15 protein-coding genes are annotated in these 22,042 nt (G+C 41.3%); 13 read left to right on the plus strand and 2 right to left on the minus strand.

Translation table 11 applies throughout. The annotated features are described in order from the left end of the window. Positions 1–11: 11 nt before the first annotated feature. The 8 genes from DW650_RS00580 (at position 12) to DW650_RS00615 (ending at position 14,452) form a co-directional block, all read left to right on the plus strand. Positions 12–698, plus strand: coding sequence for a rhamnogalacturonan acetylesterase (locus DW650_RS00580; RefSeq protein WP_006856021.1), 687 nt, complete (start codon positions 12–14; stop codon positions 696–698). 57 nt (positions 699–755) lie between these two features. Then, entirely contained in the window at positions 756–2,336 is a 1,581-nt protein-coding gene (locus tag DW650_RS00585) for a glycoside hydrolase family 43 protein (RefSeq protein WP_118208811.1), read from the plus strand. A 3-nt stretch (positions 2,337–2,339) separates the two neighbouring features. Then, the gene (locus DW650_RS00590) at positions 2,340–4,232 is read left to right on the plus strand and encodes a family 43 glycosylhydrolase (RefSeq protein WP_118208812.1); all 1,893 of its coding nucleotides are present in this window, start codon (positions 2,340–2,342) and stop codon (positions 4,230–4,232) included. Between the two features lie 32 nt (positions 4,233–4,264). Next, positions 4,265–4,903, plus strand: a complete 639-nt coding sequence (locus DW650_RS00595) for a hypothetical protein (protein ID WP_118208813.1) — start codon at positions 4,265–4,267, stop codon at positions 4,901–4,903. Positions 4,904–4,917: 14 nt separating this feature from the next. After that, positions 4,918–6,474 (plus strand): glycoside hydrolase family 28 protein, encoded by a 1,557-nt coding sequence (locus DW650_RS00600; RefSeq protein ID WP_118208814.1) that lies wholly within the window; start codon positions 4,918–4,920, stop codon positions 6,472–6,474. A 19-nt stretch (positions 6,475–6,493) separates the two neighbouring features. Next, positions 6,494–7,336 carry a sugar phosphate isomerase/epimerase family protein gene (locus DW650_RS00605; RefSeq protein ID WP_117921869.1) on the plus strand — a complete coding sequence of 281 codons (843 nt, stop codon included), beginning with the start codon at positions 6,494–6,496 and terminating at the stop codon, positions 7,334–7,336. 104 nt (positions 7,337–7,440) lie between these two features. Then, complete coding sequence (locus tag DW650_RS00610) at positions 7,441–8,703, plus strand: hypothetical protein (protein ID WP_118208815.1); 1,263 nt, start codon at positions 7,441–7,443, stop codon at positions 8,701–8,703. Between the two features lie 187 nt (positions 8,704–8,890). After that, positions 8,891–14,452, plus strand: coding sequence for a carbohydrate binding domain-containing protein (locus tag DW650_RS00615; protein WP_158576202.1), 5,562 nt, complete (start codon positions 8,891–8,893; stop codon positions 14,450–14,452). A gap of 183 nt (positions 14,453–14,635) precedes the next feature. Here the strand turns inward: DW650_RS00615 and rpmB are convergent, their stop codons facing one another. Further along, positions 14,636–14,821, minus strand: a complete 186-nt coding sequence (gene rpmB / locus DW650_RS00620) for a 50S ribosomal protein L28 (RefSeq protein ID WP_006856028.1) — start codon at positions 14,819–14,821, stop codon at positions 14,636–14,638. Positions 14,822–15,027: 206 nt separating this feature from the next. Here rpmB and DW650_RS00625 point away from each other — a divergent pair, with 206 nt between their 5' ends. Genes DW650_RS00625 through recG form a run of 3 tightly spaced genes read left to right on the plus strand, consistent with a single transcriptional unit; the run spans position 15,028 to position 19,170 of the window. Then, complete coding sequence (locus DW650_RS00625) at positions 15,028–15,387, plus strand: Asp23/Gls24 family envelope stress response protein (RefSeq protein WP_015560583.1); 360 nt, start codon at positions 15,028–15,030, stop codon at positions 15,385–15,387. Positions 15,388–15,401: 14 nt separating this feature from the next. Beyond that, positions 15,402–17,099, plus strand: coding sequence for a DAK2 domain-containing protein (locus tag DW650_RS00630; RefSeq protein WP_118208817.1), 1,698 nt, complete (start codon positions 15,402–15,404; stop codon positions 17,097–17,099). A 13-nt stretch (positions 17,100–17,112) separates the two neighbouring features. After that, positions 17,113–19,170, plus strand: a complete 2,058-nt coding sequence (gene recG / locus DW650_RS00635) for an ATP-dependent DNA helicase RecG (RefSeq protein WP_118208818.1) — start codon at positions 17,113–17,115, stop codon at positions 19,168–19,170. A gap of 175 nt (positions 19,171–19,345) precedes the next feature. Here the strand turns inward: recG and DW650_RS00640 are convergent, their stop codons facing one another. Then, a complete protein-coding gene (locus DW650_RS00640) occupies positions 19,346–19,552 on the minus strand; it encodes an alpha/beta-type small acid-soluble spore protein (protein ID WP_117921873.1) in 207 nt (68 codons plus the stop codon). A 385-nt stretch (positions 19,553–19,937) separates the two neighbouring features. Here DW650_RS00640 and DW650_RS00645 point away from each other — a divergent pair, with 385 nt between their 5' ends. Further along, positions 19,938–21,065: a glycoside hydrolase family 88/105 protein gene (locus tag DW650_RS00645; protein WP_118208819.1), complete on the plus strand. Its 1,128-nt coding sequence runs from the start codon at positions 19,938–19,940 to the stop codon at positions 21,063–21,065. Between the two features lie 40 nt (positions 21,066–21,105). Then, on the plus strand, positions 21,106–21,963 hold the full coding sequence (locus DW650_RS00650) for a CPBP family intramembrane glutamic endopeptidase (RefSeq protein ID WP_147402998.1): 858 nt from the start codon (positions 21,106–21,108) through the stop codon (positions 21,961–21,963). The last annotated feature ends 79 nt before the right edge of the window (positions 21,964–22,042 follow it).

A 22,042-nucleotide genomic window follows, 5' to 3' on the forward strand; every position in this document is an offset into this window, starting at 1 on the left:
GGAAGGTTTGTATGGCGACTATTTTCTGGGCTGGAGATTCTACCGTACAATACAATGACATTCTTACATTTCCGCAGACCGGCATAGGACAGGTAATGAATCTGTTCCTAAAGCCGGAGGTGCGGGTGGAGAACCATGCTAAAAACGGCAGAAGTACAAAAAGCTTTATCGATGAGTCGAGACTGACACCGATTTATGACAAAATTACCGCAGGAGATTTTCTATTTATCCAGTTTGGACATAACGATGAGAAAAAGAATGATCCACAGCGGTATACAGATCCATATTCCGATTACATGGTGAATCTGGAAAAATTTGTAAATGCAGCAAGAAACAAAGGAGCATGGCCGGTTTTTATTACGCCGCTTGAGCGCAGATGTTTTATTGATGAGGAACATTTAGATATCGGGGAACATACCGATTATGTGGCGGCAATGAAACAGACGGCTGAAAATTTAAATGTTCCGCTGATCGATCTTTACAGTATGAGCCGCGCAGAAATGCGAAAGGCTGGAGCTGAAAAAACCAAAGAATGGTACATGCATCTGCCGGCAGGTGTCTATCCGTCCCATATGGACGGGCTGACCGACAATACGCATCTGAAATATATGGGTGCAGTTGTCTACGCGGGATGTATAGCGAGAGGTTTAAAAGAACTTGGCGGTATCTATAGTGATTTATTAGTGGCTTGGGAGTGATCCCTTGCCATTTTTGTATCAGGAAAAATAACCAGTATATAGGAGGATTTTAAAGTTATGTCGTTGTTATGGAAATCGGATCAGGAAGATGGGACTTATAAAAATCCGATACTTTTTGCAGATTATTCCGATCCGGATGTGATACGCGTAGGGGATACTTATTATATGACGGCATCCAGTTTTAACTATGTGCCGGGACTGCCGATCTTAACATCCAAAGATCTGGTAAACTGGGAACTGAAAAATTATGCGATCGAAAAGATCGATGAGCCGGGCTATGATCTGCCGCAGCATGCAAAGGGTGTCTGGGCACCTGCGATCCGTTATCATGAGGGATATTTTTATATTTACTACGGAATGCCGGATGAGGGCATCTACATGGTGCGCACAAAAGACGCACTTGGAACCTGGGAAAAACCGGTACTTGTGTTAGCCGGAAAAGGTCTGATCGATTCCTGCCCGTTCTGGGATGAGGATGGAAATGCATATATCATCCATGGTTATGCGAAGAGCCGTATTGGATTTAAGAGTCATCTTGGCATATTCCCGATGTCATGGGATGGAACAAAGGCGACGGGGGAGGATCATATTCTCTACTGTGGACTTAAGACACAGCCGACGATTGAGGGACCTAAAGTATATAAACAAAATGGATATTATTATATTTTTGCCCCGGCAGGCGGTGTAAAAACCGGCTGGCAGGTTATTTTGCGTTCGAAAAATATTTACGGGCCTTATGAAGAAAAAAATGTGCTTCATCAGGGCAACAGTATCATAAATGGACCACATCAAGGGGCTCTGGTGGATACAGTAAATGGAGATGAATGGTTCATTCATTTTCAGGACAGAGGACTTTACGGACGAATCGTCCATATGCAGCCGGTTACATGGGAAAATGACTGGCCGGTTATGGGGATCAACGCAGTGGATGGCTGTGGGGAGCCATGTATCATCCATAAAAAACCAAATACCGGAATCACGGAGAAACCTTGTTATCTTGCGGCGGGAGATGACTTTTCATCGGAAAAAATCGGCTTGCAGTGGCAGTGGCTTGGCAATCCGAAGGATGATTTCTATTCTTTGAAAGAGAGAAAGGGATTTTTGAGATTATACTGTAAAAATCCATCAGGGAAAGTGGAGCCGATCCTCTGGGAGTGTTCGAATGTGCTGACGGAAAAACTGGTCTGCCCATATTTTGAGGCATCTGCCTGTGTTGACATTTCTGCCCTGTCTGAACAGGAGCAGGCAGGAATGGTCATGATGGGCGGTCACTATGCATACCTCGCAGTCCGCGTAATCAGAGGTCAGAAACGTCTGATCCTTGGAAAATCCTATGACAGTGAGGATGGAATGCGCGAGAAGGCAGAGCAGCTTTTGGTACTGCCGGAGGGACAGGAACAAGTTTATCTGATCTTTGCGATGCGCGAGGGAGATAACGGCAGTGTATTTCATTGTTATTATTCATTGACTGATGATACAGATAGTGCATCCTGGACGGAAGTGAGAGCAGAGTTTACACCGTCTGATCATACCTGGGTAGGTGCGAAGATAGGGCTGTTTGCGAATGTCATCGGGGAAAAGGAACTGGGAGGATATGGAGATTTCGAGTATCTGCATGTAGAGGCACTGGAAGATTAGATTATGGGACTTCAAAAAGAATTAGAAGCAAAAAATTTAGATGGTGTGATCCGTGAACTGACAGAAAATCCATCCTGCATTGATGATGTGACGGAAAAAGGTGTACCGCTTGCTTTGTATGCAGCGGAACTTGGAGATTTTTCTATTGTAAAGTATATTGTCGAATATTCCAGAGCAAGTATGAATACGGTGGATGAAAATCATAGAAATATTCTGCATTATGCAGCGACGTCCGGTAATCTGGAAATGAACCGTTACCTTGTGGAAAAAGTTGGAATGGATATTACGGCAGGAGATGGTAAATGTGTGACACCGTATCAGATTGCATATGAAAGAAAAGATGAGAAACTTCTTTCTTACTATAAAGAACGAACAGGTGCATCTTATGAGGGGATGTATCATAATCCGATACGCTGTGGAATGTTCCCGGACCCGTCTATTGTGCGTGTCGGGGTAGATTATTATATGGTGAATTCATCATTCATATTTTTCCCCTGTATCCCGGTTTCGCACTCGAGGGATCTGATACACTGGGAGATCATCGGTCATGCGATCACAGATCCACAGTGGGCGGCACTGGATGAACTGGAAGGCGGCAGAGGCTACTGGGCACCGGATATTTCTTATGATAATGGAAAATTTTATGTCACGGCAACATACCGCCTGAATGACACAGGCACTGTGTACCGTAAACAGATCGTGGTAAGCTCAGATAGACCGGAGGGACCGTACAGTAAACCGGCGGTCATTGATGAGGATGGAATTGATCCGTCTATCTTTCACGAGAATGGCAGACACTATATGCTGCTAAACCGTGGGGCGAGGATTTTAGAACTGAATGATGACTGCACAAAGCAGATCTCTGAGGCAAAATTATTATATTACGGAGATCAGAAACGTGCGCCGGAAGGACCACATCTGTTGAAAAAAGACGGTTATTATTATCTGTTCTTGGCAGAAGGAGGAACCGGAATGGGACACAGGATTTCTGTTGCGAGAAGTAAGACACTTATGGGAAATTATGAACCGTGTCCATACAACCCGATCATGCGGCAGATGGATGAGGGGGCAGCGATCCAGAGATGTGGTCATGGAAAGCCGGTCTGCACACAGAACGGGGAGTGGTATATGGTATATCTCTGCGGCAGGATGATCGGAGATGGTTACAGTATGCTTGGCAGGGAGACGGCACTTGATCCGGTAAGCTGGACAGCGGATGGCTGGCCGATCGTAAATGGATTAAAAGGTCCTTCTGTTTTGCAGAAAAGACCGGATCTTCCGGTGTGGATGCCGGAAGAAGAGCCGGATATTGGCTGGAACCCAAAATGGATGACACCACGTGCACCGGAGCCGGAAGGAATCCGTTTTCTCTCATCAGGAATCCGTATCAAAGGGAGCCGTTTTCCACTCAGAGATGTGGCTGCAAAAAATATTTTATTGCAGAGACAGACTTCGTTTTGTTTTACTGCGGAAACGGAACTTGTGATACCGGAACTTACAGGTGGTCAGGAAGCAGGTTTAGTCTGTTATTATGACGAAAATACATGGGTGTGTCTTGCAGTCTGCAGGGAAAATTCTTATTATATCCAGGTAAAAGAACATATTGGGGATAAAGATGTTCTGCATGAGAGACAGATGCTTCCATGTGATTGTTCAGGGAAAAAGATCAGCCTGAAAGTGGAAACAGAGTATTTAAAGCGGTGTTTTACTTACCGGCTGCAGGGGGAAGAAAAACATATAGCAGCAGAGATTGCGAATGTTTATTATCTATGCGATGAAGGAATTCATATGGGTAAGCGCTTTACCGGGGCAATGACAGGTATTTATGCGGTTGCCGGAGAACACAAATTGTATGCAGATTTTTTAAATTTTATTTATCAGGATATCGAAGCATAAAAAAGTCAGTATCAGAAAAACGAGGGAGACAAATGGAAACAAAAAGACAGGAAGATATCAGAAAACTTATGCAGATGCCGGAAGAGGCGATTGCTTCTCTGAATGAATCAGAGGCAGACCGGCTCGGAAGACTAGCAGTCATGTTTTATAAAGAAACAGGAGATGGAGTATATAAGGAGAAAGCAGAACAGATCCGTGCAGCGCAGGGCGAATTGCCGGAGGATATCTGTGCCATGCCTTTTTTTATGGAATATGAAACGGTATGTGGGAAAAAAGAGCGGTACAATAAGATCGTTGACCGGATGGAAGATGAGGCGTCAACCGGATTTGCCGATGCAAAAGCAAGAAATGCATATTTAGCAGCTCTGGTGGATGTGATTGATGGGATCAGTTTTGAGATTTATGAAAAATACCGCACTTTGACCGCAGTTTATAAACGCGTATTAAAGGATGCGTTAGCTGAGGGAGAAGAAACAACGGAACTTGCCTATGCCATATTAAAAGGCTGCAATATTGGAATTTTGCTGAAAGAAAAATATGCAGAAACAGGTGCTTTAATGGCAGGGCATCTGAAAAATACGGGCATGGCAGATCAGACGGAATATCTGTCAGACATTACAGCAAGAACAATAGAACAATATGATCTGCTTGCGATGGAACAGTCGGAATAGGGAGGAAAAGAGTCATGGAAGTAAAACTGATTATGAAATCTGCCCGCAATGCGGTCATTGAAATTGCAGATGGTGGAATTTACAATACAAAAGAAACATATCATGTTCTGCTGAACGGTGAAGAGGTATTTTCAACGGATACGGTTATAAATTCATTGTTTGATTTAAAACCGCAGACTTCCTATGAGGTTTCTGTAAGAACAGCAGATGGTACCGAACTAGGAATGGTATCGTTTGTTACAGCATATGAATTTGTCACATTAAATGTCCGTGATTTTGGTGCCACAGGCGATGGAAAACAGGATGATACGAAGTTTATACAGGCAGCGATCCTAGCCTGTCCGAAGGAAAGCCGTGTGCTTATTCCAAAGGGAAGCTATCGCATTACCAGTCTGTTTTTAAAAAGTAATCTGCGCCTTGAGCTTGCAAAGGGAGCGGAACTTATCGCAGATACAGACAGGGCGGCCTATCCGAAATTTCCTGGTATGATTGAAAGTTATGATGAACAGGGTGAATATAATTTAGGAACATGGGAAGGAAATCCATTACCGATGTTTGCCGGCATCATCACCGGACTGGATGTAGAAAATGTATTGATCTACGGAAGAGGAACGATAAATGGCAATGCTTCAAAAGAAAACTGGTGGAAAAATCCGAAAGTCATGGTAGGAGCATTCCGACCGCGTCTGTTTTTCTTAAGCCATTGTCAGAATGTGACACTTTGTGGTGTAACTTTCAAGAACAGTCCGTCCTGGACACTGCATCCGTATTTTTCAGATAACCTGAAATTCTACGGACTTACGATCAACAATCCAAGCGATTCGCCAAATACGGATGGCCTGGATCCTGAATCATGCAAAAATGTAGATATTGTCGGTGTGAAATTCTCACTTGGAGATGACTGCATAGCAGTTAAGTCTGGTAAGATCTATATGGGAAAGAAATATAAGACACCTTCTGAAAATATCCATATCAGACAATGCCTGATGGAAAATGGTCATGGTGCAGTAACAGTCGGAAGTGAGATGGCTGGCGGTGTCAAAAATCTGGTCGTGGAAGAATGCCGGTTTTACGATACAGACCGGGGACTACGTATCAAGACACGCAGAGGACGGGGAAAAGATGCCGTTTTAGATCAGATTATTTTCCGGAAAATCGATATGGATCAGGTTATGACGCCGTTTGTGATAAACTGTTTTTATTTCTGTGATCCGGACGGCAAGACCGAGTTTGTCCAGAGCCGTGAAAAAATGCCGGTAGATGATGGTACACCTGCGATCTTAAGACTTGATTTTGAGGATATTAAAGCCCAAAACTGTCATGTGGCAGCTGCATATTTTGATGGACTGCCGGAACAGAAAATTGAGCAGATCATTATGAAAAATATTACAGTGACATATGCTAAGAATCCGAAATCCGGCGTTCCTGCCATGTCTTCCGGTGTGGAAGAGTGTACAAAGAAGGGAATCTTTGCGCGCAACATCAAAGAACTGGTATTAGAAAACGTGGAAATAGAGGGACAGGATGGAGAACTTCTTGTTACAGAGGGAATTGACCATTTCGTGCAGTAGAACAGAAAGAGGAAAACATATGCAGTTAGGAATACGTTTACATGATATCAAAAAAGCACCACTTGAGGAGCGCCTTGCAATCGCAAAGGAGCAGGGGTTTTTGTGCGGACATCTGGCACTCTCAAAAGTAATCACGGAATATCCGGTGGATGATGGGGCACTGACTCCGGGGTATGCAATGTACTTGAAAAAAATATTTGCAAAAAACGATCTTGATATTGCCGTACTGGGATGTTATTTAAACCTTGCAAATCCAGATGAAGGACAGCTTGCAAAGATCACACACCGTTATCTGGCGCATATTCGGTTTGCATCACTGCTTGGCGTCGGGGTAGTCGGAACAGAGACAGGTGCTGTCAACGAGGCATATAAGTTTGAGGAGAAAAATCACTCGGATGAGGCGCTGGATATTTTTATACAGAATGTGAAACCGGTGATTTCCTATGCAGAAAAAATGGGCGTTATTTTTGCAATCGAGCCGGTGTGGAAACATATCGTATGTAATCCGAAGAGAGCGCGGAAAGTGCTTGATGAGATCGCGTCTCCAAATCTTCAGATCATTTTTGATCCGGTCAATCTTTTGGATATCAGCAATTATCAGAACAGGGATGCGATCATAGAAGAAGCGATAGAGCTGCTTGGAGATGATATTGCAATGGTTCATATGAAAGATTTTGTGGTGCAGGATGGGAAACTGGTGTCAGTCGCTGCAGGAACAGGTGAGATGAACTATGAGAAGATTATTCGTTTCATTAAGGAGAGAAAGCCGTATATACATGTGACGCTTGAAAATACAACGCCGGAGAATGCAGTACAGTCTAAAGAATATATTCAGGGATTGTATGATTCGTGCCGGATTTAAAAGAAGTTTTTTAGAAAAAATCAGGTTGGGAAGAAAGTAGGATTGCATTCCTGTGATATAAGATGTAAAATAAGATTAATAATATAAAAAAGAGGAGAATAAAAATGTTAAGAAAACAGACAAAAAAGATTTTATTTGTTATGATGTTTGCGCTGACATTAGTTCTTGCCGGAAGAGTTGATGCGAATGCACAGACTGCTGCACCGGCAGGCGTGAAACAGGTAAAAGCGGGCAGCAGCTCTGTAACAGTACAGTGGGATGCTGTTATGCAGAATGATATTTATTATTATTATCGTATCAGCAATGATTCAAGTTTTAACAGCAGTAAAAGCGAGCGGAACTATGATGAATCAGAAAGCTATATTTCAGGTCTTTCTGCGGGAAAGAGTTATTACGTCCAGATTGGAACATCAGCAACACATTCTGGTTCGACTGTGCCGGCCGATGTGACGTGGTCGAAGGCGATTGAAGTTGTAACAGCTCCAGCGCAGGTTGCATCGAGTTCAGTAAAACAGAGTGGTGCAGGTACGACATCCATTTCATTGACCTGGCCGGCTTCTTCCGGTGCAAACTGTTATAAGATCGATTATTATTTAAATAATGCATCGCAGCGTACAGCATCAGAAGTTATCTCCCAAAATAACAATGTAAAAATTACCGGATTAAAAAAGAACAACCGTTATTGTGGACATGTTTATGCAGGAAGAACAAGCAGTACAGGCTTTACAGCTTATGCAGGTTCTGGCAGTTACTATTATGATGTAAAAGTTAAACCAACGAAGATCACCGGAGTAGAAAATACCGTATTTTATTCATATATAAATACTGCATATATAGAATGGAATCCTTCTAATTCCGCGAGTGGATATGAATATATTCTTTATGATAATTCCGGAAAGAAAATATTAAGTAATACAACGACTTCTAAACGCCTTGATATTTCTACCAATAAGATCAAGAAAACACAGTTTTACCGTATCAAAGTAAGAGGTTATGTCAATTTAAATAATAACAAAAAGGCTTATGGTGCATGGTCTGACACATTATATTTTGCAAAGGCACCATACAAGAATTTAAAATTAAAATCATCCGGAAAGAAAATTTCTGCAAACTGGAATAAAGTGACAGGAGCAACAAGTTATACGGTATATGTTTCCAATAAGGAAAAGAGCGGATATAAAAAAGTCGGTACCTATAACAGCAAGAAAACAAGTGTTACGATTAAAAAATATGGAAAAGCTGCTTTGAAATCAGGTAAAACATATTACGTAAAAGTTGTCGCTGAAAAGAAAGTGAAAATCAATAAGAAATATAAAACCTTTAAGAGTACCTTATATTATGAAGGAAAAAGTATCAAAGTAAAATAAGAGAATGAATAAAGAAAAGCACCTGAAAATTCAGATCTGAATTTTCGGGTGTTTTTTTCGAAATAAAAAGTAAAAAAAAGAAACCATTTTGAAAAATGGAGAATTGTTTCTGGCATCATTGTATTTTTTAATAAAAATAAGGTTGCAAGGGGGATTTGCACCTAAAAAGAAGAGAAGGAGTATAATGATGAAAAACAGGAAACTAACCAGAATTATCGCAATTACGTTGACGGCAACTGTGGCTGCAACATCTGTGATGCCGTGCGGGACGGTATTAGGGGCGCAGAATGATCCGGTCACAGAAGAGGCAGCACAAACAACGGAGAGTGTGCAGGAATCAGAAGTATCAGAATCGGAAATATCAGAAGCTGAGACATCAGAAAATGAGACAGAGAGTCAGACAGGAACCGAAGCTGGCACCGAAAAAGAAATCAATACGGAGATTAATACGGAAACAGGGACAGAGACAGAAATCGGCATGGAGACAGAAAACGATGCTGAGATAGAGACAGAAATTGAGACAGAACAGATAGAATTAGAAAGTTCAGATTTCCCCCAGATTGGTTCTAAAGTTACAAAAAATACGGTAGACTGCGAAACAAAAGAAACAAAGAGTACAGACTGGGAACTGGTCTGGAGTGATGAATTTAATGAAGATTCGCTAGATCTGACAAAATGGGATTATCAGTCTGGTGATGGCAGTGATTATGGAGTTGCCGGATGGGGAAATGCTGAGAAAGAATATTATACAAAAGGAGAAAATATCTCTTTTGAAGATGGACATCTTGTGATTACGGCAAGAAAAGAAAACAGAGGAAGCTCCACTTATACCTCTGCGAAATTATGGACAAAAGGAAATGATTATTATAACGGAATTGCAAAAGAGCCGTTATATGCAAAAAAATATGGTCGTATTGAGGCAAAAATGTCTCTTCCGGAAGGTACCGGATACTGGCCGGCATTCTGGATGATGCCGTTGGATGACGCTTATGGTGGATGGGCTTCGTCCGGTGAGATCGATATTATGGAGGCAAGAGGACGTGTTACGGGAAGTGTTGACGGTACGATACATTTTGGTAATTCATGGCCGAATAATAAATCACGTGGAGGACACTATGATACGACGATCGATCCTTCCTTTAATTTTACACAGGAGCATGAATATGCGTTAGAATGGACACCGGGTAAGATCAGCTGGTTCGTAGATGATCAGTGCTACAAGACCATTACCAACTGGTATTCTATTGGTTCAGATAATAAAGAAAACTTTACTTATCCGGCTCCGTTTGACCAGGAATTTTATATCATGTTAAACCTGGCAGTGGGTGGCAATTACGACAGTGGCAATCTGGATGACATTGATGGCGGACAGATGAAAGTAGACTATGTGCGTGTCTATGATCTGCTGGATGCAAATGGAGAAATCCATGATTATTCTGAGAATGAAAAAACTGTTGAATCAGAGGCGGCGCAGGCTGGCGGATTAGAAGGCGGCATTGTCGGAAAAACCAATTTCTTAAGCGGTGATCTGACGAAGGCAAGAAAAATTACTGAACATGCAGAGGGAATCGAAGGCTGGTATCTGCAGAATGGCACAGGAGGTGCAGCGAATGTGACTGCTGCCGAGGGTGGTGCTAAGGTAAGCATCAGTTCTGCCGGAGAAAATGGGTACTCTGTGCAGCTGATGCATCAGTTTCCATTGACATATGGATATGAATATGAATTAAAATTTGATGCAAAAGCAGATGAAGCACGCAGTATCACGGCACAGGCAGGCGATTTTACCTATAATTTCCTTGGAAGCTGGACAAAATACAGCGATGCTTTTACCGTTCCATTGACGACCGAATGGAAAACTTATACCTATAAGTTCGACATGAAAGAATTTAACGATGACTATGCACGTCTGGAATTAAACCTTGGTTTGACGTCCACGGCCGGAGTTTATATCAGAAATGCATCATTGGTTGCAATCGGACTTTATCAGGGAATCACAGAAGATGGAGATAAGGAACCGACAAAGGGTGGAGAACACATTTATAACGGAACCTTTGATCAGGGAAATAATAAAGATGCAGGTGGTGCCTATACAAGATTAAAATTTTGGAATGTAAAAGGTAATGCAGCTGCAAATGTTGATACACAGCGTAAACTGGTACTTGGATCTGGAACAGATGAAAATGCTGGCATAGAACAGACAGGAATTTCTCTGTTTGGAAAAGATCGTTATGAACTTACTTTCGATGCTGCTGCATTTTCAGGTGATAGTATCAGAGTGCAGGTGAAGGGAGCAAATGGCACAGAGTATATTTCTGAAACGGTGGATCTGACTTCGGACATGCAAAAGAAAAAAGTATCTTTTACAGTGCCGGAAAATGTATCTGACAAAACAGGAAGTGTATCATTTATAGTTGGGAATGATGGTAAGAAAATACATATAGATAATATATCCCTGAAACGTTTGACAAATTATAACGTGGATTACAGCCAGATAAAAGTATATCCGATTGAAAATGGTGATTTTGCAGGATGCAGCGGAAATGATTTAAAAGGATGGAGTACTTATGGTAATCCGGCTGTTGATGTGGCAGATGGCGTGTGTACGGTAACTGCAGTTCCAAGTGGAAATGTATGGGATAAAATGCTGATTGCCGATGCCATGCAGATGGAAGAGGGAATGACGTATGAACTGCATTTTGAACAGAAAGCAGAACGTGCGGGAGAAACATACACTGCTAAAATAGAAACGACAGATGGAAGTTATACAGTTATTACCGAAAAACAGTGTAAGACGACAACTGACTGGACAAACGAGGATATTACGTTTACCTGTAATAGTTCCGGTGTGATGGAGTTTAAATATCTGCTTGCGCAGGTATCAGGTGAGTGCAAAATTTCATTTCGTAATGTGAAACTTAATGTTTCGAATGCGCCGATTTTGCAGATGCCGTTCTTCTATAAAAATGGTGTAGCAAAAGCAGAGCAGGATATTGTATTTCAGATGCATCCTGCAAGTGGTACAGGGGATGCATGGAAAGCAGCAGAAAAAACAGTAACAGTTGATGGAAAACAGGTGGAAGCTGTATTTGATGATACTACGATGACAATTCCGGCTGGAACTATTTCAGAGGAAGGAAAATATAAAATCAAAATTTCAGCTTCCGGATTTGATCTTTGTGAGTGGAATCTTGAGGTATTTCCAGCAGGAAAAAATCTGGTTTTGAATGGTAATTTTTCAAAAGGAACAGCATCATGGGCAGACAGCTATTTTAACGAGGGGGAAGGATATCCTGCGGGAAATCTCAGCGTAACAGAATCGAAAGAAGCGAAAATTGAGTATAAATGGGCTCAGAATTTCTGGGATCTTCAGTTGATACAAAAAAATATTCCGGTAAAAAAAGGTGTTGAATATAAGATTACCTTTGATGCTCGTGCAACAGTGGACCGTCCGGTCAGCCTTCAGATTGCAGGTGGACTTACAACCTATAAACTGGGAAGCAGATATCATAAATACACCCGTTATTTTACTGCACCGGAAAATAATGCGGAAATAGCATTCATGCTTGGAAATGTGGCGATGGGCAGTCTGATCACACCATCTGATGAACATACAGTTTATTTTGATAATATTTGTATAGAAGAAATGGGTGCGGAAGATGCACTGACGCGGATTCCTGAAGTTGAATCCGCAGGAAGTGTCAAGCTGACACAGGATGCAGTATTGAACCTGGTTGGTGTCAATGATGCATGGAATGCTGCAGAAAAGACAGTTTATGTGAATGGAACCGCTGTGGAAAAACAAAACAGCAAGTTTGATGATGATAAAATTACTATTTCCGGTAGTGTATTTCACCAGACAGGAAACTATGAGATCGTAATAAAAGCAGATGGATTTTCAGATACAAATCTTGCATTTTTGCAGATCACAAGCGCCGGTATTCAGGAATACATGACGAATGGTGATTTCTCGGAAGGCGAAAAAAATTGGAAATTCTGGGCAGGTGGTGAGCCGGAATCTGCCAGTGTCCGTTATGTGGGCGGTCAGGCAGAAATCAATATGCTTTATCCGTGGAAAAACCAGTTTGGTGTTTATGATTCCTGGGGAATCCAGTTATCGCAGAATGTTCTTGTTTCTAAAGATACAGAATATGTTTTAAAATTTAAGGCAAAGTCCGAGATAAATAAAAAACTTGATGTTGATATCAGTGGACAGAAATTCAGTTTTGATATGACAGGGGATGAACAGGAGTTTACATGTCAGTTTAAGGCAAATGATGAAAAAGCTACAGTTGGATTTTTCTTTGGTGCATGTGATGAGAATACACCGGAAAATACAAAAATGTGGCTTAAGGATGTGTCTCTTACAAAGGTTGGCGATGAGACACTCGATGGTGTCTGCAGCTATCAGGTAGAACATTATCTTCAGAAAAATGGAAGTTATGTGTTATATGAAAAGGCACATGGAGCAGCCAAGGCAGATACCATGGTGGATGCACAAAAAGATGGACTGTGCAGAAATTATGAAGGATATACGTTTGCACCTGAAGTGAATGGTAGTGTTGTATCAGGGAAAGCCTCAGATAAACTGGTAATAAAGCTGTTCTATAAGCCGAATAAATATCAGATTCAATATGTGATGAATCTTGATGCAGACGTAAAAAATCCGAATCCGGATGCTTATACTTATGGTAAAATGGTCGGGTTGAAAGCGCCTTCCTGTGATACAAATGAATTTTTGGGATGGTATCTTGATCCTGAATATACAGTTCTGGTAGAGAATATCGAAGCTAATATGACAGGTGATGTTGTTCTTTATGCGAAGTGGAAGGATAGAGAAAATGTAGATCCGGAGAAACCAGGAGATAAAAAACCGGATGAAAATACGCCGGATATAAAGAAGCCAGATGAAAAAACACCAGATACGAAGATACCAGATGAAAAGACACCAGATACAAAGAAGCCAGATGAAAAAGCACCAGACTCACAGGATTCAGGAAATGCAGCGGTAACAGCCATATCTTTGAATAAAACGAAAGTTACTTTAAATAAAGGGAAAAAGTTTACACTGACAGCAAAAATAACACCGGAAAATGCAGCAAATAAAAAGGTGGTATTCTGTTCAGGCAACAAAAAGGTTGCAACCGTAAATGCCAAAGGCGTGATTAAGGCGGTCGGAAAAGGTAAGACAAAAATTACAGTAAAAACGCCAGACGGTAAAAAAACAGCAGTTTGTACCGTTACAGTTAAAATTCCGTCTAAAAAAGTAACCATGAATGTCAAAGAGATTTATGTGGTAAAAGGGAAAAAAATAAGCCTTAAAGCAACCATGAATCCAATTGACAGTACCGATAAAATTAAGTGGAGCAGTTCCAAAAAATCAGTGGTAACCGTAAAAAATGGAAAAATAACAGCTAAAAAGACCGGCACTGCAGTCATCACAGCTAAGACGACGAGTGGCAAAAAAGTAACATGTAAGGTACATGTTGTAAAGAAAGCCAAAAAATCGACGTCAATCAAATTAAATAAAAAACAGTTGACCATGAAGACTGGCGGCAGATATGAACTTAAGGCAAAAGTAAAACCGTTTAATTCAACGGATATCGTAAAATGGAAGAGTTCAAATAAAAAGATTGCAACGGTAGACCAGTTTGGAACTGTAAAAGCAAAGAAAGCTGGAAAGGTAAAAATTACAGCAACTACGTCCAGTGGAAAAAAGGTTACCTGTGTGATAAAGGTAAAGAAAAAATAAAGACAGGAATTTGATCTTTTAAAGGAAAGAGGGATGACAGATATGAAATGCCATCCCTTTTTTGAGTCTTCGTATTTAATTTATAGAACATTATTTTATGTAATAGAGAATTTCAACGAAATTTCCTATTACATAAAAAAACTGCCATATCAAATTTGATATGACAGCTTTTTTACTGTTCAATTAAGCTCTTTCAACTTTGCCGGATTTCAAACAGGAAGCACATACATATAATTTCTTAGGTGTTCCGTTTACTTTACAGCTCACACGCTTGATGTTTGATTTCCACATTCTATTTGATCTTCTATGAGAATGGCTGACATTATTTCCGAAATGAGCGCCCTTTCCACAAACTGCACATTTTGCCATAGTTTTGCACCTCCTTGTAATTCACTAAGTCTGCCTGTACTATCAGACTCACAACATGTTTATTCTAACAGATTCATTTTTATATTGCAAGTAAATTTTAAAAAAAATATTAAAAATAGTAAACAGGACTAGGAATTTTGGTAAAAAGCGGTTATAATAGACAATAAACTAGCGTTAATATGGCTTTGAAAGGAGCAGGAACGTATATGAATGGACATATGGATACCCAGTTGGGAAGAGTTTCAATAGACCCGGAAGTGATTGCAACCTATGCAGGATCTGTAGCTGTAGAGTGCTTTGGAATCGTAGGTATGGCTGCAGTTAACATGAAAGATGGTCTGGTGAAGTTACTGAAAAAAGATTATTTGACACATGGTATTAATGTAGCGATTGACGAGGATAATAAGATTACGATCGATTTTCATGTGATCGTATCCTACGGCGTCAGCATCAGTACGGTTTCCGATAATTTAATAGAGACGGTAAGATATAAAGTAGAAGAGTTTACCGGACTGGAAATCAAAAAAATTAACATTTACGTTGAAGGCGTGCGTGTAATTGATTAAGGAGGACATAGAAGGTGGAAATCACTACGATAAATACTGAGCTTGTGGCGAAGATGTTTCTTGCCGGAGCAAAGAATCTGGATGCAAAGAAAGAATGGATCAACGAGCTGAACGTATTCCCGGTTCCGGATGGTGATACCGGTACAAATATGTCAATGACGATCATGTCAGCGGCAAGAGAGGTAAGTGCTTTGGAAAAACCAGAGATGAAAGCATTGGCAAAAGCTATTTCATCCGGTTCTTTAAGAGGAGCGAGAGGTAACTCCGGTGTTATTCTTTCACAGTTGTTCCGTGGTTTTACAAAGGTGATCGCAGAATATGATGAGATCAACGTACAGATTTTATCAGATTCTTTCCAGAAGGCCGTTGAGACAGCATACAAAGCTGTTATGAAGCCAAAAGAGGGAACAATCCTGACTGTGGCAAAAGGCATGTCTGACCGTGCGTTAGAACTTTGTGATGATACAGAAGATCTGGTATATTTCTGTGAAGAAGTCATCAAGGAAGGTGACCGCGTGTTAGATCTCACACCGGAGATGCTTCCTGTTTTAAAACAGGCGGGAGTTGTGGATTCCGGCGGACAGGGTCTGATGCAGGTTATGAAAGGTGCAATGGATGCACTGCTCGGCAAAGAAGTGGATTACACCATCGAGGAAACTCAGGAGGTGAAAAAGGCACCGGAAAGTACAGGAACATCCTACAATATTGAAGCACAGGCAAATCAGGAGATCAAATTTGCATATTGTACACAGTTCCTTATTATGCTTGATACGCCGATCACACTGCAGCAGGAGAATGAGTTTAAGTCTTATCTGGAGACGATCGGTGATTCCATTGTTGTTGTCGCAGATGATGAGATCGTAAAGGTACATGTACATACCAACGATCCGGGACTTGCGATGCAGAGAGGACTGACCTATGGCTCCCTGACTACAATCATCATTGAAAATATGAAGTTAGAGCGTGATGAAAAGATTTCTGCCCTGAAAGAAAAAGAGATGCAGTCTGCAGGCATTCCGGAAGAAAAAGAGGAAAAACCGGCAGAGCCTCCAAAAGAGATGGGATTTATATCCGTCAGCATCGGAGAGGGAATCAATGAGATCTTTAAGGGACTCGGTGTTGATTATATCATCGAGGGTGGTCAGACTATGAACCCGAGTACCGAGGATATGTTAAATGCCATTGAAAAAGTAAATGCAAAGACGGTATTTATTTTACCGAACAATAAAAATATTATCCTGGCAGCAAATCAGGCAGCATCTTTAGTAGAGGACAAAAAGATCATTGTTATCCCGACTAAGACGATTCCACAGGGTATCACTGCTCTGATCAATTTCATTCCGGACAGTACACCGGAAGACAATGAACAGCGTATGAGTGCTGAGATTTCCACGGTCAAGACAGGTCAGGTTACTTATGCAGTCCGTGACACAGTGATCGATGATAAAGAGATCAAACAGGATGATTTTATGGGTATCGGCGATTCCGGTATTCTTTCCGTAGGACAGAATTTAGAACCGACAGTCATGGATATGATGAAACAGCTTGTGGATGAAGATTCTGCGATTGTCAGCATTTATTATGGTGAGGACACGAAAGAAGAAGATGCAAATGCACTTGGCGAGAAGATTGGAGAGGCATTCCCGGATGTCGAGATCGAAGTGCATTACGGCGGACAGCCAATCTACTATTATGTCATTTCTGTAGAATAAGAATGGAGTAAAAATGGACCGCAATTCCCCTTTAAGAGATATTAAGGGTGTTGGCGCTAAAACAGAAGAATTATTTCATAAGATAGGAGTATACACCGTAGGTGATATACTCCTTCATTATCCCCGGACATATATACAGTACCCGCAGGCGAAGCATGTGGATGAGGTGTCAGACGGAGAACAGGCAGCGGTTCTTGGACGGATCACAAGAACACCGGTAGTGCGAAAAGTGCGTACTATGCAGATCACGGTTACGACGATCAGTGAGATGGGAGTTTCCTTAGAACTGGTATGGTACCGGATGCCTTATATGAAAAATAATTTAAAAGCCGGCAACACCTACATATTTTATGGAAAAGTTAATAAAAAGAACGGAAGACTTGTCATGGAGCAGGCAGCCTTGTTTACAGAAGAACAGTATGCATCCATGGAACAGGTATTTCTGCCTGTATACACGCTGACCAACGGACTTTCCAATAATCTTGTCACGAAAACAGTGCGGGCGGCACTTGGAGACGAACAGTTGTTTATGGATTATCTTCCATGCGCGATCCGCGAAAAATATGGGCTTTGTGAGTATAATTACGCCATACGGCAGATTCATTTTCCGGAGGATATGGATACACTCATTACAGCGAGAAGACGCCTTGTGTTTGATGAATTTTTCCTTTTTATATTAAGCATGCAGTATCAGAAGGAAAAGCATGTCAAAGAGAAAAATGAGTTTGTTTTTGCTGAGGATGATTTTACAAATGAGTTGATAGAAAAACTTCCTTATGAGCTTACCAATGCACAGAAAAAAGCACTTGCGGATGTGAAACGTGATATGCGTTCCGAGACGGTCATGCAGCGTCTGATCCAGGGAGACGTAGGATCCGGTAAAACGATCGTTGCGTTCCTTGCGATGGCTGATACAGCACACAATGGATACCAGTCTGCGATCATGGCGCCGACGGAAGTACTTGCAAGACAGCATTATGAGTCTTATCAGAATATGTGTGAACAGTTTGGACTTCATATTCCTATCGTGCTTTTGACCGGTTCCATGACGGCAAAACAGAAACGCCGCGCTTATGAAGCATTAGAGGTATATCCGAATGCTATGATCATCGGGACACATGCACTGATACAGGAGAAAGCAATTTATCAGAATCTGGCACTTGTGATCACGGACGAACAGCATCGTTTTGGAGTACGGCAGCGTGAAACATTTGCAGGAAAAGGAACAGAACCGCATGTACTTGTCATGAGTGCAACACCGATTCCACGTACTTTGGCAATCATTATCTATGGGGATCTGGATATTTCTGTCATTGATGAAGTTCCGGCAAAAAGACTTCCAATCAAAAACTGTGTAGTTGACCGGCGATACCGCCCGAAAGCATATGCTTTTATCGAGCATGAGATACGCGCGGGACATCAGGCATATGTGATCTGTCCGCTGGTGGAAGAAAGTGAAAATATGGAAGCGGAGAACGTTACCGATTATGCAAAACGTCTGCGGGAAGAACTGCCGGAAGACATTGTGATCGGTGTTTTACACGGACAGATGAAAGCAGACCAGAAAAATAAGATTATGGATCAATTTGTAAAAAATGAGATTCAGGTGCTTGTTTCAACGACAGTTGTTGAGGTTGGCGTCAATGTGCCGAATGCTACGGTCATGATGATCGAGAATGCAGAACGTTTTGGACTTGCACAGCTCCATCAGTTAAGAGGACGTGTCGGAAGGGGTGACGCCCAGTCTTACTGTATTATGGTCAACGCCTCAGACAGTAAAAATTCGATGAAACGGCTTGATATTTTAAATAAATCGAATGATGGATTTAAAATTGCAAGTGAAGACCTGAAATTACGTGGTCCGGGAGATTTTTTTGGCATCCGCCAGTCCGGAGAGATGCAGTTTTTACTGGCAGATATTTATCAGGATGCAGCCGTGTTACAACAGGCATCAGAGGAAGTGCAGGATCTGCTTGCCGCAGACCCGGAACTTTGTGGCGAAGAAAATGTCAATCTGCAGCATTATCTGGAGATTTTCTTCGAGGATCAAAAGAGCAGATTAAATTTATGACAGAGATCTGTTTATAATGGATTTTATTTAGAGGCAGAACATAAAAACATAAAAAACGGGAGCTTCCGTTATGGAAAGCATCCCGTTTTTTGGGCTGGAATCATAATTCCTGGTGACATATAGCTCCTGACAAAATTATGATTTTAGCGGACGATAAATCTTAGCTGGCAGATGATTACTTGCCTGACATCTGTTTCTCCTGTGCCTCGATCATTTTCTTAACCATATAACCGCCGACAGAACCGTTCTGTCTGGAAGTAAGGTCTCCATTGTAACCGTCCTTTAAAGGTACGCCGATCTCGCTTGCTACCTCATATTTGAAACGGTCTAATGCACTTTTTGCTTCAGGAACTGCTGCTCTGTTAGATGAACGACTTGCCATAATAGTTTCCTCCTTTGGTGTGTTGTGATACATCATTTGTTTCAAAGTATCCTTTGTATTAAAGTCTGAACAAACGCCGCGCTGATCATATGTTCCGCGGCGTTTGTGTTTTGCTGCGGTGTTTTGATCGCGTTTTGTTTTGTTCAGTGATAGTATATGAAATATGATGTCAGATAAACATGTATTTTTTGTCAGAAAAGCAAGTAATATCCGTTTTGAAAAACGCATAAGATATCTGTTTTATGTTTTGTAAATAAATATTTGTAAGCGCTTACAAATATTTATTTACAAACCGGATCATATAAGCTATGATAAAGGTAACGTGGTTGTGTCAGAAATTCGTAATGCAGGCTGGCAAAATGCACAGGAGAAGGAGAAAAACAGTATGGATAAGATTGAAAAATACATTGATGAACTTTTAGAGAAAAGCACACCGGATCGCCCGATCTGGAACATCGAAAAAATTCTGCAGGGGAAAAAGTCAACCTGGAATTATATTGATGGCTGTATGATCAAGGCAATTTTAGAGATGTATGCCATCACAAAAGACGAAAAATATTTTTCATTTGCAGATCATTTTATTGACTGTAAAGTTATGGAGGATGGTTCGATTGAAGGATATTCCGTGGAAGAGCTGAATATTGACAATGTCAATGCCGGAAAGACATTATTTGAACTTTATGATCTGACAGGAAAAGAAAAATACCGTAAAGCGATCGACCTTGTATATAGCCAGATCAAGAAAATGCCTCGTACAAAAGAAGGAAATTTCTGGCATAAAAACATTTATCCGAATCAGGTATGGTTAGACGGACTCTATATGTGCCAGCCATTTTATATGGAGTATGAGACCCGTTTCAATGACAAAAAAAATTATGACGATATTTTTTCACAGTTTTTTAATGTGGCAGAGCACATGCGTGACCCAAAGACTGGACTTTACTATCATGCGTATGATTCCTCAAGAGAAATGTTCTGGTGTGATAAAGTAACCGGTCTCAGCCAGAATTTCTGGCTTCGTGCATTGGGATGGTATTCCATGGCTTTGCTTGATACTTTGGATAAAGCAGATGCGTCTGTCGGCGAACCATATGAAAAAATGAAACAGATCTTTGTGGATCTGATGGATTCCATGTTAAAATATCAGGATGAGAGTGGCATGTGGTATCAGGTTGTAAATGTCGGTGGAATGGATCGTAATTATCTTGAGACAAGCGGAAGCTCGATCATGGCATATGCACTGCTTAAGGGTGTACGTCTTGGATTTTTGCCGGAAAGTTACCGTGTTTACGGTGAGAGGGCATTTCACGGTATTTGTGATAAATATTTATCGGAAGATGAAAACGGAGAGCTTCATTTAGATGGTATCTGTCTGGTTGCAGGATTAGGCGGAGCAAACCGCCGTTCCGGAACATTTGATTATTATATGTCCGAGCCGGTTGTAAAAGATGATGCAAAAGGTGTCGGTCCATTTTTACTTGCATATACAGAGATGAAGCGTTTAGAGAAGTAAAATAAAAAATTATTTGCCGGTAAAGGAAAAAGGAGCAGATATGAGAGGTAATAATCAAACAAAATTTAGTGGAACAAAAGCAGTTGGGGTAAGTATCCTTGCACTTTGCTTATTGGCATTTTCACAGCTTCTGGCACTGTTGATCGGAAATATGCTGGTGGCAGGCGGAATGTCAGCAGTGACCGGGAATATTTTTACCGGAATTTTATATGCAGGACTGGTGCTTGGCGGAGTCTGGCTGATATGCAAGAAGATGTTGAAAATACCAGTGACAGATTTTAAGGTTGGGAAGCCGGATCTGTATCCATTTTGGATCATCGCTGCTTTTGCAATGCCGTTGCTGGTGATCTTAGTATATCAGTTATTTGCAGGAACATGGCAGCAATCGTCCATGGAACCGGAAACGATAAAACGGCTTGTCGCCGGAAGCGTGGCATATTTAGGGCTGGCAACGGGAATCGTGGAAGAGACAGTATTCCGTGGAGTTATTATGAGTTCGGTAGAATATGCGTGGAACCGGAAAATTGCAGTGATCGTTCCATCCGTTCTGTTTGGATGTCTGCATATCGAAGAGGGGATGAGTATTTCTGGAATGATCCAGGTTGTGATAGCAGGAAGTTTGGTTGGCATTTTGTTCTCCCTTGTGACCTGTTATACCGGAACAATCTGGTATTCTGCACTCATGCATGGAGTCTGGAATTGTCTGATGATCGGAGGATTGATCCATATCGGCTCTGCGGTGGATGGTACAGCCTGGTATAATTATGTGCTTGATACAGATTCTTTTCTACTGACGGGTGGAGAATTCGGTGTGGAGTCTTCTGTTATTTCCATAGCAGCGTATCTGCTTTTTGCTGTCATCGCATTATTATTACTCAGTAAAAAGAAAGAAGCATAACTTATTTTAAAATATAATTTTAGACAGAAAAATCGCAGTCGTGGTCTTATAAATCCACGGCTGCGATTTTTATCATTTT

The organism is Roseburia sp. AM23-20 (assembly GCF_003470905.1).
GTDB lineage: Bacteria > Bacillota > Clostridia > Lachnospirales > Lachnospiraceae > Roseburia > Roseburia rectibacter.